The organism is Streptomyces sp. NBC_00859 (assembly GCF_045161865.1).
Taxonomy (GTDB): Bacteria; Actinomycetota; Actinomycetes; order Streptomycetales; family Streptomycetaceae; genus Streptomyces.
Window position 1 is genome coordinate 4,233,298 of record NZ_CP108826.1, and the last position, 16,348, is coordinate 4,249,645.

The 16,348-nt window shown below is 69.6% G+C and carries 13 protein-coding genes, 1 tRNA gene and 1 riboswitch; of the genes, 9 read left to right on the forward strand and 5 right to left on the reverse strand.

Translation table 11 applies throughout. The features are described from left to right. Positions 1–131 precede the first annotated feature (131 nt). Positions 132–1,379 carry an MFS transporter gene (locus tag OG584_RS18215; protein WP_405779117.1) on the reverse strand — a complete coding sequence of 416 codons (1,248 nt, stop codon included), beginning with the start codon at positions 1,377–1,379 and terminating at the stop codon, positions 132–134. A gap of 80 nt (positions 1,380–1,459) precedes the next feature. On the opposite strand from OG584_RS18215, the gene OG584_RS18220 reads away from it, so the two are divergent. Then, the gene (locus OG584_RS18220; RefSeq protein WP_405779118.1) at positions 1,460–2,476 is read left to right on the forward strand and encodes a DUF5937 family protein; all 1,017 of its coding nucleotides are present in this window, start codon (positions 1,460–1,462) and stop codon (positions 2,474–2,476) included. Between the two features lie 249 nt (positions 2,477–2,725). Here the strand turns inward: OG584_RS18220 and OG584_RS18225 are convergent, their stop codons facing one another. Next, on the reverse strand, positions 2,726–3,424 hold the full coding sequence (locus tag OG584_RS18225) for a nucleotidyltransferase domain-containing protein (RefSeq protein ID WP_405779120.1): 699 nt from the start codon (positions 3,422–3,424) through the stop codon (positions 2,726–2,728). A 306-nt stretch (positions 3,425–3,730) separates the two neighbouring features. On the opposite strand from OG584_RS18225, the gene OG584_RS18230 reads away from it, so the two are divergent. From OG584_RS18230 to OG584_RS18255, 6 genes are all read left to right on the forward strand, one after another. Then, positions 3,731–4,012, forward strand: a complete 282-nt coding sequence (locus tag OG584_RS18230; protein WP_405779122.1) for a hypothetical protein — start codon at positions 3,731–3,733, stop codon at positions 4,010–4,012. 133 nt (positions 4,013–4,145) lie between these two features. After that, complete coding sequence (locus tag OG584_RS18235; protein WP_405779123.1) at positions 4,146–4,472, forward strand: hypothetical protein; 327 nt, start codon at positions 4,146–4,148, stop codon at positions 4,470–4,472. Further along, a tRNA-Met gene (locus tag OG584_RS18240) sits at positions 4,450–4,523 on the forward strand. The genes OG584_RS18235 and OG584_RS18240 overlap by 23 nt, the downstream gene beginning before the upstream one ends. 416 nt (positions 4,524–4,939) lie before the next feature. Further along, the gene (locus OG584_RS18245) at positions 4,940–6,088 is read left to right on the forward strand and encodes a PP2C family protein-serine/threonine phosphatase (protein ID WP_405779125.1); all 1,149 of its coding nucleotides are present in this window, start codon (positions 4,940–4,942) and stop codon (positions 6,086–6,088) included. A gap of 225 nt (positions 6,089–6,313) precedes the next feature. Beyond that, positions 6,314–6,455, forward strand: a riboswitch (cyclic di-AMP (ydaO/yuaA leader). A gap of 11 nt (positions 6,456–6,466) precedes the next feature. After that, on the forward strand, positions 6,467–7,531 hold the full coding sequence (locus OG584_RS18250; RefSeq protein ID WP_405779127.1) for a M23 family metallopeptidase: 1,065 nt from the start codon (positions 6,467–6,469) through the stop codon (positions 7,529–7,531). A 285-nt stretch (positions 7,532–7,816) separates the two neighbouring features. Next, positions 7,817–8,761 carry an aldo/keto reductase gene (locus tag OG584_RS18255; RefSeq protein ID WP_405779128.1) on the forward strand — a complete coding sequence of 315 codons (945 nt, stop codon included), beginning with the start codon at positions 7,817–7,819 and terminating at the stop codon, positions 8,759–8,761. A 23-nt stretch (positions 8,762–8,784) separates the two neighbouring features. On the opposite strand, the gene OG584_RS18260 is transcribed toward OG584_RS18255, so the two are convergent. Beyond that, positions 8,785–10,263 (reverse strand): PrsW family intramembrane metalloprotease, encoded by a 1,479-nt coding sequence (locus OG584_RS18260; protein WP_405779130.1) that lies wholly within the window; start codon positions 10,261–10,263, stop codon positions 8,785–8,787. Between the two features lie 256 nt (positions 10,264–10,519). Between OG584_RS18260 and OG584_RS18265 the strand changes: the two genes are divergently transcribed. Then, complete coding sequence (locus OG584_RS18265) at positions 10,520–13,735, forward strand: Tn3 family transposase (RefSeq protein WP_405779131.1); 3,216 nt, start codon at positions 10,520–10,522, stop codon at positions 13,733–13,735. A gap of 31 nt (positions 13,736–13,766) precedes the next feature. Here the strand turns inward: OG584_RS18265 and OG584_RS18270 are convergent, their stop codons facing one another. Beyond that, on the reverse strand, positions 13,767–14,396 hold the full coding sequence (locus tag OG584_RS18270; RefSeq protein WP_405779133.1) for a TetR/AcrR family transcriptional regulator: 630 nt from the start codon (positions 14,394–14,396) through the stop codon (positions 13,767–13,769). A 44-nt stretch (positions 14,397–14,440) separates the two neighbouring features. Between OG584_RS18270 and OG584_RS18275 the strand changes: the two genes are divergently transcribed. After that, positions 14,441–15,718: an MFS transporter gene (locus OG584_RS18275; RefSeq protein ID WP_405779135.1), complete on the forward strand. Its 1,278-nt coding sequence runs from the start codon at positions 14,441–14,443 to the stop codon at positions 15,716–15,718. A gap of 108 nt (positions 15,719–15,826) precedes the next feature. Here OG584_RS18275 and OG584_RS18280 read toward each other — a convergent pair whose 3' ends face one another. Further along, positions 15,827–16,276: a hypothetical protein gene (locus OG584_RS18280; protein WP_405779136.1), complete on the reverse strand. Its 450-nt coding sequence runs from the start codon at positions 16,274–16,276 to the stop codon at positions 15,827–15,829. Positions 16,277–16,348: the final 72 nt, after the last annotated feature.

The window sequence follows — 16,348 nt, forward strand, 5'->3', positions numbered from 1 at the left end:
ACTGAACGCGGAATTTAACAATTGACCGGATGCCAGTCAGGATTCGTGACATTTTTAGCGCACTGCGCAGGGTGGCATCAGGCCACTCTGAAATGTCGTCAATATCATGAATTGATATCACGAATACGGATTCAGTCAGTAAGGCAGCCGGGATCAGGCTGCGTACGGTGCCGAAGCACGGGCGCGAGCACCAGCAGGACGGCGAGTGTCCCGGCGCCGGCGAGTACGAAAGTGGCGCGTGCGCCGACGAGGTTCACCAACAGGCCACCGGCGAGATAGGCGAAGGCCGCGCCCAGCTGGGCGGCGGTCCCGAGGGTGCCGAACACGCGGCCGAGCATCGGGCGGGGCGCGACGTTCTGGATGACGGTGTCGTAGCCGATGTTCTCCCCGGCGTTCCCCGCGCCGGCGAGCAACTGTGTCATCAGCACGACAGCGAGGGCGGGAGCCAAGCCCGTAAGCACCGTGCCTGCGCCACTCACGGCAATGGCGATGACCAGCAGAGCCGCTGGTGAACGCCCTCGGGCCAGTCGTGCGCACGCGGCCGCCGCCAGCAGCATTCCCAAGCCGAACGCGCTGGCGGCGAGGCCGTACCCGGCTGGGCCGCCGGCGAGCCGGTCGCCGGCAAGGAACACCAGCGCGACGTTGTCCACGCCGGCGAAGGCGACGATGACGAACAGGGTGAGGATCAGGGTCCTGACCTGCCTGTCCGACGCGACATAACGAAGACCCGCGGTCGCTTCGGCCCAGACTCCGGTGACTGCGGAGGGGTCGCGAGTCGGCCCCAGCACCGGGAGCCCAGCGAGCAGCAGTGCTGAGACGGCGAAGGTCGCGGCGTCGACTGCCAACGCGGTGTGAATGCCTCCGGGGCCCGCTGCCAGCAGTCCGCCGAGGCCGGGACCGACAGCGAGTTGGAGGGTCCGGGCGAGCCCGAACAGGGCGTTGGCCGGGGCGCGATCGGGGGCATCGACCAGGACCGGGACGAGACTGCGCCCAGCCGGGTTCCGGATGGTGGCCAGCGCCCCGGCGAGTACGACGAGCGGGGTCAGGACCGGCAGCGGCGGCAGGGTGGCGGCGATCAAGCCGATGACGAGCGCCGAGGCCAGTTCGCAGCACATCATCAACCGGCGGGTCGGGATGCGGTCGGCGAGCACCCCGGCAAGGGGGCCGGCAAGTCTCGGCAGCGCATTCGCGAGCAGCAGCAGGCTCACCCCGGCAGGCCCGTTCTGCCGGGCGGCGAGCACCACGAGCACCGTGGTGGTGATCCCGTCGCCGACGAACGACACCGCCCGCGAGGCACACAGGGCCCGAAAGGCCGGATTTCCCCGCAGCAGGCGGGTTCGTGGCAGAGGCGCCACCGGAACCGGCGAAGGTTCGACCATGACCGTCAGAGTGCCGCACTCGGCGGCGGGAGGACGTAGATTCGGTCCACACCGAATCCAGGCCTGTCATCGTGAGCGGTATGACGCTGGTGCTGAGATTCGGGGCGGGTGACGCGGCGCGGTGCCGGTTCGCGGTGTCACCGCTGCAGGAAACGATGTCCGCACTGCTGGTGCTGAACGCGCCGAGCCGTCACGCCTGGTACCTGCCATGGCTGCGCGACATCCAGGACGTCGTCGCCGAGCTCCACCTGGGACTGCTCGGCGTCGCGGTGCCGGTGCGCGGGCACGGGCCGGATTTCCTGTGGCCGAGCCCGACCAGCCCGCTCACCACCATCGAGGACGATCTCGCGCAGGTCCAGGCCACCGAACCCGACGTCGTCGCCACGGAACTCGCCGAGCACGCCCGCCGCCTCGACCCCCGTACGGTGCCCGTGCACCTGTACCGCGCTCTCACCGGGGACCCCGTGGATGCCCGGGACAAGCTGGTCGCGCACCAACGCGAGGCCTGGCGGATCCTGATCGCACCGCTGTGGGACCGCATCCGCGGCCTGCTCGACGCGGACATCACCACGCGCGCCCGGCAGCTTGCCGACGGCGGTCTGGAGGGGCTGTTCGCCAACCTGCACCGGCGGGCCAAGTGGGAGAGCGACGCCTTGCGCCTGATCGGTCTCCGCCGCGGGGGCATCGACCTGCGCGGCCGCGGCCTGATCCTCGTCCCGACCGCCTTCGGCTGGCCGAAGCTCGGCATCGGACCCACCAGCGCCACCTCGGACACACCCCCGGCCCTCTCCTACCCGATGCTCGGCGCCGCGCGGCTGTGGGACCCAGGCGCGCGGTCACCGGCGATCGCGCGGCTGCTGGGCGCCGGGCGGGCCGTCGTGCTGGCGGAGACGCTCGTCCCCAGCACGACCAGCGGCCTCGCCCGTCGGGTGGGCCTGGCCCCGGCGACCGTTTCTCAGCACCTCGCCGTTCTCCGGGATGCGGGCCTTGTCACTGCTGAACGTCGCGGCCGCGAAGTGCTTTACCGGCAGACCGCGCTCGCTGCGGCACTCACCTCGGGTATGCGCCTGGATTCGCCTGCAGTCGGACCCAGTTGACACGAACGTACTCTCACCGGGGACCGCCGAAGGCGAGCCGGTGCTGTGCTGTGGACGCTGATCATCTTGACCGCACCGACTGGAGCCTGATGGTGGGCGGTTGGCTGCGTCAGGTGAGGGCGGGGCGGGCGGTCTGACCCTCCCGGCTCTCAGCGGCGCCCAATGGCATCAAGGGAACGACGGCTTTCGGGCCGAGCGGGTCCCTTCGGCACCAGGCGCGTGAACTGCGCGTCGACCCGCACCCGCGGCTCACCCGACGGCATATCCGTCCCACAGCGCCCCGCCTGCCTGCTCCAGCACGTCCGTCACGGCGGCGGTGAAGTCGCTCGTGGGTCCGGTGATCGCTTGTGCGGCGCCCTCGGCCAACGCGCGGTGCCGCCCGGGGGCGGCTGCGGCCAGCCGCCGCGACAGCCACTTGCCGCCGCCGAGCCAGTGCCCGCCGGCCAGCAGGACCAGCTCCGAGGCGCGTTGCAGCGTGTGCGACACCAGGTGCACCCGCTCGGCCTGGTCCGAGCAGCCACGCAAGTCGTCGAGCAGGTCGGTCAGGATGTAGCGCTGGTAGTCCCGTTCACCTTCGGAGAGCGGCGGCGGGCCCGCGGCCCAGCGTTCTCGTGCCTCGGCCTGGAGCGAAGCGCCCAGCCCGTCCGCGTCCACCAGGAGCATGCCTTCGGAGCACATGGCGAGCAGCGGTGAGTTCCGCGCCGCGGTCTCCCGGTCGGCGAAGCCACGCCAGTCGGCCTCGGTCTGCACGAAGAGCTCCACCGGCCATCCGCGGTACAGCAGGTTCTCCCGGTTGGGCGCAGGTGGCCCGTCCAGGAGGACCACGATGTCCAGATCGGAGGTCGGCGTCCGGCGGTCGGTCAGCACGCTGCCGGCCAGGAAGGCGGCTCTCGCGGTGGGAAACCGGTCCCGCACCAGTTCGTCGGCGGTGAGCACGGGGTCGTCCATGTCCGCAGCGTACGTGAGCATCCTGATGCTGCCCGGCAATTATCGGCAAGCCTCCGAACGGCCTTACCGGCCACGTGCGTTCGGCTTGTTCAGGCCGAACCTGAAGGCGCCTTCAGGTTGCTTCAGGTCTGCTTCAGGATGCCTCCGGCACGGTGGGACCTGTCAGTACGCATCGCGCCGGAAGGCGGACGAGGACCGGAGCAGCCGAGTCGTTTCCCTGACGTCTGCTCACGCTCGGGCCCGGAGTTCCCGGGGCGGCCCGGGAACCCGTTGCCGCCGGAGCCCAACTGATCGGCAGGAGAAGCCATGAGCAGTGCAGTGTGTGCCCGGACGGAGAGCGGCGAGCAGTTGGGGGCGGGTGGGCTGCTCGAGCTGCACACCGTGCCGCTCGACCCCAAGGTGGTCGCCCAGCTTGCGGAGGTGAGGGTGCCGACCCCTCAGTCCGTCCTCATCGGCTGGGTGGACGCGCCTTCCGGGGACCCTCGCGGGGCGACCAGCCACGCGCTCTACCTCACGCCTGGTGGGTACGCCTACCGGGTCACGACCTACTCGGGCGGACGTCGCGCCAACGGTGCGGACCTGGGCTGAGGCGACGGCGGCGGCGCGGCGTTCGACGCCCGGCCCGGCTGGACGCGCTGGCCCTCCCGCCCTCCGTGGAGCTGTCGGGCGGTGCGGGCGACGGCGCCCTGCGCACCGCTTCAGCCGCGTACGCGAGCGGCCGGTGGAGAACCGTGCCGCGGCTGCCCGGCGCATGGACGGGCTCAGCAGGAAGAACCAGGAGCTCCAGAAGAAGCTGACCGCCGAGGAGCGGCACTCCGCACTCCAGAAGCAGCTGACCGCGGTGCAGAAGCGGCACGCGGCGACCGACAGGCGGGTGCCGGGCATGGAGAAGAGCACGATGGTACGGATGGGCGCGGCGCTGCGCCGTCGCGTCCGTGCCGTGCGGCAGAGCGGCGGCTGCTTCGCGGCCGGGGTAAATGGTCGGAAGCACCCCCGCGCATGCCGTAGAGTTGCAATCACAACGGCGCGGGGTGGAGCAGCTCGGTAGCTCGCTGGGCTCATAACCCAGAGGTCGCAGGTTCAAATCCTGTCCCCGCTACTCAGAATCGAAGGTCCAGCACATTATGTGCTGGGCCTTCGGTCGTTTCCGGGGTCGGGTGCCCGGCTTTCCGGACCTGTGTTTCGGACTGTGCGGGCCGGTCGCCGGCGTGGTGGGTGCAGGGGCCGAAGCCATGGTGTTCGGATGCGAGCTGCCCCGGCAGCCGGTCGCGGGGGGCCGGGGCCGGGGGCGGGCTCCGGGCCCTTTCGGGCTGTTCCTGACGGTGGCGCTCGCCCTGGCCTCGGTGCCGGTGGTCGCGCTGCGCGGCCGACTCGCGCCGGACGGGCACCGCCGCCACTCCGCGAGCCCGCCTCCTCCACTTGGCGGAGGCCGAATCGCACACCGGCACGGCTGCGGCCAGCCTGGGTAGGGCGCGGTACGGTCCGCCGCTTTACGGACCGGGCAGGAGAGTACTGGTGGGGCAGCGAGAAGACAGGGGCCGGGCGCGTCGTCTCATCCGGATGCTGCCTGCCGTGCTGATCGTGGGCGGGGTGTTCTTCGACCAGTTGACGCCGTCCGTGTTCACGGCCGCCCCGTTCTTCGCCGCGGCGCCGGTGATCGCCGCACCGTTCTTCTCGTACCGGGGCACACTGGTCACGGGGATCGTCGCGGTACTGGCCATCGCGGGCCTGCACGTCTACAACGACACATCGGCCCAGGGCTCGGCGATCACCGAGCTGATCACCGTGGCCACGGTGTCCGTCGTCGCCCTCATCATCAACCGTGTCATCCGGGTCAGCGGCGAGGAGCTCGCGTCGGCGCGCGTGGTGGCCGAGACCGCGCAGCGTGCTGTGCTGCCGGTGCCGGAGGACCGGATCGCCGGGCTGCACATCGCGGCACGGTACGAGGCCGCGCAGGCCGGGACCTTCATCGGCGGTGACCTCTTCGCCGTGCAGGACACCCCGTACGGGGTCCGGCTGGTGGTGGGCGACGTGCGCGGCAAGGGGCTCGGCGCCGTCGAGGCCGTGGCCGTGGTGATCGGCGCCTTCCGGGAGGCCGCCGAGCAGGAGGCCACGATCGAGCTGGTCGCCCAGCGGCTGGAGCGTGCGCTGACCCGTGAGGGGGTGCGGCGGGAGGGGCTCGACGCCTTCGAGGGGTTCACCACGGCGGCCCTCGCCGAGATCCCGCGCGGCAGGCCGGGCGTGATCCGCCTGCTCAACCGGGGCCACCCCGCGCCGCTGCTGCTGTATTCGGACGGGGGTATCGACGCCCTCGTGCCCGCCGACCCGGCGCTGCCGCTCGGCATGGCCGACCTGGCGGCCTGGCCGGACCGGGCGGATGAGGCGCCGTTCCCGCCGGGGGCCACGCTGCTGCTCTACACCGACGGCCTGTCGGAGGCGCGGAACGCGCAAGGGGTCTTCTACGAACCGAAGGAGCGGCTGCGCGGCCGGATCTTCCCTGGGCCCGAGGAACTGCTGACGGCGGTGTCCGACGACGTACGGCTGCACACGGGAGGGCACTCCACGGACGACATGGCGCTGCTCGCGGTCGGGCGTCCGCTGGAGGGGCAGCCGGACCGCCGCAGGACGGTGGAGATCGTCCACCGCGAGCGACACGATCCGTAGTCGAAGAGCACCGCTCCGCATAACATTTGACGCACAATCAGAAAACTGATGTTTCCTGGCGCCTTCTGAAGGTTGATCAGGTCGCCCGAATGCGCCCCCATATGTCACGGTAAGTGCAGGCCAAGGCCGTTAACGATCAGTCGGAACAGCTTGGAATCAGGCCCTCGCGTCTATTAACGTTCGATAACGCAGCGCGGTTGTCCCAGTCGTCGCAAGAGGCGGCGCCGTGCGCACGCGCCGAATCCCGCAAGGGAACCGGGGAACCACCAATTGGGGTGAATCGGGCCTCTCCGTATGGAGCTGCCCGTAGGAGACCTTCCTGCTCCGAACCCGTCAGCTAACCCGGTAGGCGGTAAGGAAGGAAAGGAGCGCGCCTTCGTGGCGTCCAACAACCCTGCCCCCGAAACGCTTTACCTCCCGAACGCCGGTGCTCCCGGTTTCGGTGACGAGGACGGGGGCCCGTTCGACGAGTGGAACCCCACCGAGGACTCCCTCCGCCCGGTCCGGGGCAAGCACCGTGTGGCCAAGCAGCGCAGTGGTCTCGCCCGCAGTTCGACGGTGCTCGGCGTCGGCGTGATCGCGGCCGTCGGCGCGGGAGGCATGGCCAGCGCGCAGGGCAAGCCGCCGGTCTCGATATCCCTTCCCGACCTTCCGCAGTCCGTCAAGGACAAGCTCCCGGAGGCCGAATCGCTGCCCGGCGTGGGCACGCTGATCGCCGACCTGGGCGTGGACGACTCGTCGGACCACGGCGGTACGGACACCGGCGTCACCACGGCTGCGCTCACCACGTCGGCATCCGGGAAGGGCGGCTCGGACGCGGGAGAGGCGCTTCGCGCCCGGATCCTCCAGCAGGCCGAGCAGCAGCAGGGCGCGTTCGAGGACGAGGCCAAGGCGGCAGCCGAGAAGGCCGCGGCGCAGAAGGCCGCCGCCGAGGCCGCGAAGAAGCAGGACGAGGCGGCGGCCAAGGAGAAGGCGGCCGAGAAGAAGGCCGAGGCGGAGGCCAAGGCCAAGGCGGAGAAGGAGCGTCTCGCCAAGCTGGCGAAGAGCTACTCGCTTCCCGTCTCCTCGTACACCCTCACCTCGCGTTTCAACGACGGCGGTTCGATGTGGTCCTCGGGCCACCACACCGGCCTCGACTTCGCCGCCCCGACCGGCACTCCGATCAAGGCCGTGCACAGCGGAACGGTCAAGTCGGCCGGCTGGGCCGGGTCGTACGGGTACCGCACGGTCATCACGACCGACGACGGTACGGAGCTGTGGTTCTGCCACCAGTCCTCCCTCGGCGTCAGCGCCGGCCAGAAGGTCAGCACGGGCGAGGTCATCGGCCGTGTCGGAGCCACCGGCAACGTCACGGGACCGCATGTGCACCTGGAGGTCCGCCCCGGTGGCGGCGACCCGGTCGACCCGATGGCCTGGCTCCAGGGCAAGGGCCTCAATCCGTGAGGCTCTGACCCCCTGAGCCTGCGCCCGGCACACGCCCCCTGCGTACTGCCGGTGCATGGCCCACGGCCGATGTACCGGCATCCCGTACCCCGGCAGTCCTGACGCATCCCCCCCGACGTCAGGGCTGCCGGTTCGGCGTGCCTGGCAGGTGGCGACCGGTCAGGCAGGGGCCCGTCCGTCCCGGACCGCCCGGCCAGGGGCACGGTCCGGCCAGGCCTGTCCGGGTCCGGCCCGTCCGGGGGGCCCACCGGAATAGCGCGGGGCCACCCCGGGGTTGATCCACCTATGACTTCTCTGCGTGCACTCGGCTCCTCCGACCTCCAGGTCTTCCCGCTCTCCCTCGGCGGCAACGTCTTCGGCTGGAGCGCCGACGAGGAACAGTCCTTCGCCGTCCTCGACGCCTACACGGCGGCAGGCGGCAACTTCATCGACACCGCGGACACGTACTCGTCGTGGGTCCCCGGAAACAAGGGTGGCGAGTCCGAGACCGTCATCGGTAACTGGCTGGCGGCGCGCGGGAACCGCTCCGATGTGGTGGTCGCCACCAAGGTCGGCTCGCACCCCGAGTACAAGGGGCTCTCCGCGGCGAACATCAAGGCCGCGGCCGACGCCTCGCTGAGCCGGCTGCGCACCGACCACATCGACCTCTACTACACGCACTTCGACGACGTCTCCGTGCCTGTGGAAGAGATCATCACCGCCCTCGACGACCTGGTGAAGGCCGGCAAGGTGCGCGCCATCGCCGCGTCCAACCTGAGCGCTGAGCGGCTCGACGCCTCCGTGGCGTTCTCCGAGGCCGAAGGGCTCGCCCGGTACGTCGCCCTCCAGCCGCACTACAACCTGGTCTCCCGCGACACCTACGAGGGCGAACTCCAGGACGTGGCGGCCCGCCACGGACTTGCGTCCGTGCCGTACTTCGCGCTGGCCTCCGGTTTCCTCACCGGCAAGTACCGGCCCGGTGTGGACGTCGACAGTGTGCGCGCCGAGGGCGCGGCCAAGCACCTCGGGACCGAGCGGGGGCGGAAGGTCCTGGCCGCACTCGACAAGGTGGCCGCCGAGCACGGTGCCGAGGTCGCGACCGTCGCCCTGGCGTGGCTGGCCGCCCAGCCGACCGTTGCCGCGCCGATCGCCTCGGCCCGTACGGTCGCGCAGCTGCCCGCGCTGACGGCCGTGGCCGAGCTGAAGCTCACCGACGCCGAGTTGGCGGAGCTGACCGAGGCCTCCGCCTGAGGGCTGCCGGGTAACGGGCCCCGTCAGTACTGGTACGGGTTGTATCCGCCGTAGTGCAGATGCGGCGGCGGCACCGGCACCCGCCCGGTCGCCTGGGCCGCGTACAGCAGCGCGGGCCCGGCTATGTCCTTGCGCTGCCAGAGATGGTGCAGCAGCTCCTGCTCGCGCGCCTCGAAGTCCGGGCCCACCACACCGCGGTGGGCCCGGTGCCGCAGGAACGCGAGGGTCGTCGCGAAAGCCTCGTACTCGGAGACCGCGCGGGACGCCGTCTTCGCGCGTGACTTCGCATCGGCGTGCGCGGGCGGCGCGTGGTACGGGTGATACAGGTGGGCGACGGGGCCCGCAGCCGGAGCCGGGAGGTACGGAGCCGGGAGGTACGGGGCAGGGCGGAGGTCCGGGGGAGCGGCGGGCGCGCCGAAGCCGCCGCCGAACGTTCGTGCCGCGTAGCTGCGGGCCATGGCGCGCGCCCGCATCGACGAGAGCGCCGACGGCTCCGCCGGGGACAGCCAGCCTGCCGCCGCGTACGCGGGCAGCTCGGCGGATATCGTGCGCAGCTCCCGCTGGCGGGTCCAGATCGCCAGCCAGGTGAGCCCTCCGAAGACCGGCAGCATGAATGTGCCGTAGACCAGATAGAAGCCGTAGGTGCCGAAGGCCGACGAACTGTTCCACAGGGCGTGCATGCCCATGGCGCAGAGGAGGCCGAGCAGCGGCGGCGCGATCCGGCGCAGCCGCTGGTGCTCGCCTGCCAGCGCCGCGATGCCGAAGCCGATGCCGGTCATCACGGTGAACAGCGGGTGGGCGAAGGGCGCGAGGACCACCCGGACGAAGAAGGTCGCCGCGGTCACGGCCGGAACCCCCGTGAACCCAAGGGTCTTGTCCTCACCGAAGGCACTGCCCAGATACAGGATGTTCTCGGTGAAGGCGAAGCCGGTCGCGGTGAAGCCCGCGAAGACCACACCGTCGACGATCCCGGTGAAGTGGCGTCTGCGGAAGAGGAAGATCAGCAGGATCGCCGCCGCCTTCGCGCTCTCCTCGACGACCGGAGCGACCGCTCTCGCCCCGAGGGTGTCAGCGTGCCTCGGATCCGCTGTGGCGGTCGCTATCCAGTGCGTCGCGAAGGAGTTGGCGATGATCGCGACGAGGGCTGCGGCGCACGCGCCCCAGGCGAAGGCGAAGATCAGGTTGCGCCAGGGCCCCGGATCGACCCGGTCCAGCCAACGGAAAGCCGCCATGAGCAGCGGCACCGGCAGCACGGCGAGACCGATGCCGACCAGGAACCCCTCGGTGCCGGTCTGTTCGCGCACCAGCGAGAGGATCAGCAGCCCGCAGATGGCGAGGACGATGATCACCGCGGACGCGCGCAGCGCCTTGCTCCGCCAGAAGTCCCTGCGTGGGGCGTAGCGCCAGTGTGCACGCGGTGGAACGGCTTCGAAGCGCGGCTGCTCCTCGTACACCGGCACCACCGGATGGACCGCTCCGGGCGGCCGGCTCGACTCGTACACCCCATTGAGCCTAACGAGCGCCACTGACAACCGCGACGCCGTCCCGGGATTCCGTGCCGGGACCGGTGGCGATCGAGCCGCGCCCGGTGGGGGCCGTGCCGCGCCCGAGGCCGGCCCGGCGGGCCGTGATGGGGTATCGCCGAGGTGAGCCCAAAAGGGGCCATGGGATGATCTTGAATCCGTGAGGGCCCGGCCCGTCACCCGTTCGGCTCAGTGTCGTTGGTGATGTTGTTGTCGTCCGGGCCTGGGGTGGGTTGTGACCTCGATCGAGCGGACCGCGTATCCGCGGTTCAAGCGGCTGATCACCGCGCGTGAGCTGCATCTGTTCTTCTCGCCGACTCGCGATGAGCTGGAGTGGGCCGCCGACCGTACGGCCAGCGATGAGCATCTGCTGGCCCTGCTGCTGACGCTGAAGTCGTATCAGCGCATGGGGTGCTTCCCGAAGGCGGAGGACATCCCGGAGGCGGTCGCGGAGTTCGTGCGGCGGGCGGTGGAGCTGCCGGAGAGCACGCTGCCGGTGTACCGGGCGGCGAAGACGATGAAGAACCACCGGGGGTTGGTACGGCAGCGGGTCGGCGTGGCCTACGACCAGGCTCGCGCCCGGCGGATCGCCGGAGAGTCAATTCGCAAGGAGGCAGCGTCGAAGAACCGGCCTGCGGATCTAATCAACATTGCGTTGGAGAAGGTGGTGGAGGCCGGGCTGGAGCTGCCGGCATTCTCCACCCTCGACGCGATGGCCTCGGCTCTCCGCAAGGAGGTGAACGCCGAGATCTGCGGGGGTATTCACGACCGGATGAGCGCGTCCGAGCGGGCGGGTCTGCTGCGGCTGCTGGAGGAGCGCGAGAGCGACGGCACGACCCTGTACAACCGGCTCAAGAAGCCCGCCCAAGGCCCGACCTGGTCTCACTTCAAGAACCTGGCCAAGCGGCTGGAGTGGGTGGACGGACTCGGCGACACCTGTGTGTGGATGGACAACGTCGCCGCAGGGAAGATCACCGACTTCGCCGGGGAGGCGGACGCGGCCGACGTGGCGGAGCTGCGGGACTACAAGCCCGTCAAGCGCCTCGCGCTGGTGGCGTGTCTGACGCACAAGGCGCGGATGCGGGTACGGGACGACCTGGCGACGATGTTCTGCAAGCGTGTGGCGATGAAGATCAAGAAGGCCAAGGTGGAGCTGGAGGAGATCCGGCTCGCCGAGCGGGAGATCGTCGAGACCCTGATCGGGAACTACCGCACCGTGCTCAAGAACATCGACGAGGGAGGCCCCGCTCAGGCAGCGCTGGAGAAAGCCGCGGCCATGACCGCCGAGGTCCGGGCGGCTCTGGACGGACTGGACGAACAGGCGCCCGCCGACGAGGTCGCGCGGCGGCTGGAGGGCAGAGTCTCCCCGGCGGTCCTCGCCCTGGCCAGGGCCCAGGCGATGCAGGTCGGCGGGTTCGGCGCGGTCACGAAGGCGGTGGAGGGCTTCGGCGGTTTCGCCAAGCAGTACGAACAGATCGAGAAGGTGTCCGCTCACCACGGCAACTTCTGGGAGGTGCTGCTGTACGGGCAGATCGGCCGGGACCGCGCGGTGATGTTCGACCTGGCCGAGAAGCTGGAGTTCACCGCGACGTCCGAGGACGGCCGGGTGCTGGATGCGCTCGCGCACGCCCAGCGACACCAGGCGGCGCGCGGCGAGTACATCAGCGCCCTGGGCGAGGACGGCCGCGCGGTGGACATCTCCTTCGCTACACAGAACTGGCAGAAGGCCGTGGCCGACAAGACGCGGACGGGGCAGTTCGTTCGCAAGCACTTCGAGGCGATGGTCTTCACCGCGCTCGCGGAGGAACTGCGTACCGGGGACGTGGCCGTGGTGGGCTCGGAGGAGTACGTGGACTGGTCCACGCAGCTGCTGTCCTGGGAGGCCGTCAAGGAGAAGCTGACGTCCTACCTGGTGGAGGTCGGCCTGTGCGAGGAAGGCGAGGCGGGCGAGTTCGACGCCGCGTTCTTCCGCCGGCAGCTGGAGGACAAGCTGCGAGGCGCCGCCGCGGCGGCGGACGCCGGCTACCCGGACAACGAGGGCCTGGTCATCGACACAGAGACGGGCATCCCGTCGCTGAAGGCGCACCGGGCGGAGGGGCAGCGGCCGTCCGCAAAGCGGCTGGAGGAAGAGATCAAGGCCAGGATGCCGGAGCGCTCCCTGATGGGGATTGTGGCCCGCACCGCGTACTGGGTGGATTGGTGGCGACGCTTCGGCCCGGCCTCCGGCAACGAGCCCAAGCTCCAAGACCCGTTCGGCAGGTATGTGATCACCACGTTCGTCAAGGGCACCAACATGGGCCCGTACGAGGCCGCCCGCCACATTCCCGGGGTGAGCGGACACGAGCTGGCATACACGGCGAACCGGCACTTCTCCCTGGTGCTGCTGAACGAGGCCATCGCCGACCTGGTCAACGCGCATGCCCGCCTCGACATCTCCCAGGCGTGGGGCGACGGGACCGCGGTGGCCGCCGACGGCACCCACATGGACACCTATCTGGACAACCTGGTGGCCGAGACGAGTGTGCGGTACGGCAAGCCGGGCGGGATCGCCTACCACCACGTCTCGGACACCTACATCGCGTTGTTCACGCACTTCATCCCGTGCGGCGTGTGGGAGGCCGTCTACATCATCGAGGGCCTGCTGAAGAACTCCTCCGAGGTGAAGCCGACCACGGTGCACGCCGATACCCAGGGCCAGTCCCAGCCGGTGTTCGCGCTCGCCCACCTGCTGGGCTTCGACCTGATGCCCAGGATCAGGAACTGGAAGGGCATGACCTTCTACCGGCCGTCCAAGGAGACGGAGTACGTGCACATCGACGCCCTGTTCGGCGAGGTGGGCAAGAACTCAATCGACTTCGACCTGATCGAGTCCCAGTTCCGCCACCTGATGCGCGTGGCCGTCTCCGTACGCGAGGGCGCCATCTCCTCATCCACGCTGCTCAAGCGCCTGCGGTCCGGGTCGAAGAAGAACGCCACCTACGCCGCCTTCCGCGAGGTCGGCCGCGTCATCCGCACCGTGCAGCTGCTGCGCTACCTCTCGGACGCCCCGCTGCGCCGGCGGGTGACCGCGGCGACGAACAAGGTCGAGTCGTTCAACCGGTTCTCCCAGTGGATCGGGTTCGGCAACCGCGGCGTCATCGCCGACAACGACCCGGTCGAGCAGGAGAAGGCGATGAAATTCAACGCGCTGCTCACGAACGCGGTGATCTTCCACAATGCCCTGGACATCGCGGAGATCGTGCGGCAGCTGCTGGAGGAGGGATGGACGATCGACCCGGAGGACCTGGCCCACATCTCGCCGTACCTGACCGAGCACATCAATCGGTTCGGTGAGTACTCCACGCACGAACTCGGCATCCAGCCCGACGCGTACGACCCCAAGCTGGACGTCGACTTCACCTCGCTGCGCGAACAGGACCTGACCGCCGCGGGACTCAGTCAGGCCGCCTGACCGTCCGTGCCGAAGGGCTTCTGCCGCCACCTCACGCGGTTCCGGGAAACCCTGACTCGGCAGACGGTGCGAAGAGGTAGCGGTCCATCATGAGGGCGGCATCGGCGAGGATCTCGGGGTCGCCTTCGGCGCTCTCGCGGAAAGCGAGATCGAGCAAGTTGCCCCCGACTTCCACAGCGATCCGAGCGCGTCGCCGGAACTGCTCGGTGTCCGGCATCGCGTAGCCGCGGACGAGTGCCTTGTGCACGCTCTCGGCGATGTGCAGGTCCGTCTGCCGGCTGTACGCACGCAACGCGTCGATACGCGGCCCGTGGTACCAGACACGGCGGTAGCCGCGCTCCGTGCGGAAGCGGTCCGCGTAGGCGGCGAGCAGTTTCTCCAGCAACTCCTGCGAGCGCGGCGGCAAGGGCTCCTCGGTGATCCGCTCGGTGATCCGCACGTCCATCTCAAGCCAGCGCCGGACCAGGGCGGCGACGATCGCTTCCTTGTCGGCGAAGTACCGGTAGAGCACGCCGACCGAGACTCCCGCTTCGGCAGCGATGAGCTTGGTGCCCAGTTCGTCATAGGACGTCGTCTCCAGCAGCCTGGCTGTCGCCTCAAGGATGAGGGCCACCTTCTCCCGGCTGCGCTGCTGCTGTGGTGTGTGGACTTGCTCAGCCATCTGACTCCTTGACATCTTCCAAAACCCGAACCAGAGTCTATTTCATGTTATTCGGTAGAGGGATACCCCGCACACGGCTCGGGCCGAGCTTCAATCGGGTTTGGGCCTCGGTCACCGTATCCAGCCTCGGCGACGGCATGAGCTTCGTCGCTCTACCCCTCCTCGCGGCGCAACTGACCGCCGATCCACGGCAGATCGCGATGGTGTCCCTGGCGGAGCAACTGCCCTGGCTACTCCTCGGCCTGCCCTCCGGCGCTCTAGCGGACCGCTTCGACCGCCGCCGCATCCTGTGGCTCGTCGACGCGGCCCGGGCCTTGCTCGTCGGGGCGCTCGCCGCGGCGGTGGCAGCCGACATCGTGACGATTCCACTCCTGGCGCTCGTCGCCTTCCTGCTCGGCTGTGGGCAGACGCTCTACAGCGGCGCCTGGGCCGGCATGGTCCCTGCACTGGTTGCACCCAACGCGCTCACCCGGGCCAACGCGCGTCTGCAGGCAAGCTCCCTGACCACCGACACCCTGCTCGGAACGCCGCTGGGTGCGCTGCTGTTCGGCATCGCCACCGCACTCCCCTTCGCCGTCGACGCGGTGTCCTTCGCCACCGCTGCCGCACTGGTATTCATCCTCCGAGGGAACTTCCAGCCCCGTTCCCAGCCGGCATCGAAGACCTGGACGGCCCTGCGCCGTGACACGACCGAGGGGGTCCGCTGGCTCTGGCGGCACCCCTTGCTGCGCCGGCTCTGCCTGGCATCCGGGATCACCAACCTCGTCGGCGGTGGCCTGATCGCCATCCTGGTGCTCTACGCCCGGCAGACTCTGGACCTGAGCAACCTGGGCTTCGCCCTGCTGGTCGCCACCTTCGCACTCGGCGGCGTAGCCGGGGCAATGTCGACCCCACGTCTCACCGCACGCTTCGGCGCTCCACGGGTCCTCAGATTGACCGCTGTGGGCACTGCCGTAGCTGCCGTAGTCGCAGGCGCCGCGACCTCAGGCCCTATCGCTGGCATGGGTATCGCTGCATACGGGGCGGCGAACCTGGCATGGAACGTCACCGCCGTATCGCTGCGCCAGTCACTCGTACCTGCCCAACTGCTCGGGCGCGTCGCCATGGCCTACCAGATGGTCATCGGAAGCGGCACCGCACTGGGTGCCGTGGCAGCCGGCTTCACCGCCCATGCCTTCGGACTGCGCGTCCCCTTCTACGCCGGAGCAGTCCTCCTGTTCGCCGCCAGCCTGATCGGCACGCGACCCAGCGACAAGACCGCACTGCTCTCCCGGAGCACGCCGACCGTCGACGGGGACGCGACGGAGGTCCAGCCAAGGTGACCCCGAAAGCCGCCACGGGGTGATCTTGAAGTGCAGGTCCAGCCCCGGACGCCGTGAGGGCGGCCTGCGGCAGTTGCCGCAGGCCGCCCTCACTGGTGCCGCGCATGGTCAGGAGTTGGCGATCTCCCGGATGAGGTCGAGCTTCTGCTGGGGCAGCAGGGCCTGGTGACGGCCGGCCGCCAAGCCGTCGAGGGCCGAGAAGACGTCGTGGTCCTCGGGGTGGAGGACGGCGGTGATGATTTGCGCCCGTGAGCTGCCGTCGTGTGCGTAGACCCACAGCCGTTGTTCCTTGCGCGGCTCGGTGTTGGCCTCGGGGCGCAGCTTCCAGACGGGGAAGAAGCCCAGCTTCTGGTTGGTGAGGTACTCCTCCACCTCTTCCAGGACCCACCGGCCGAGCTTTTTGTAGCCGAGCTCCTCGCGCAGAGCTCCGAGCGTGGTTTCGATCAGCCCGCCCTGGGCGTTGACGCGCGCTGCCAGGCTGTCCACGTCCTTACTGTCGAATGCGTCGGCGTCCTCGAACTCGAAGTCCTCGTCGCGGATCTCATCCTCGTCACTCATGTTGCGACCTCTCCCGTCACATTGTGACCCCTGATGTGCGGATCAACTTAGCTGAGCATCAGGCAAGTTATC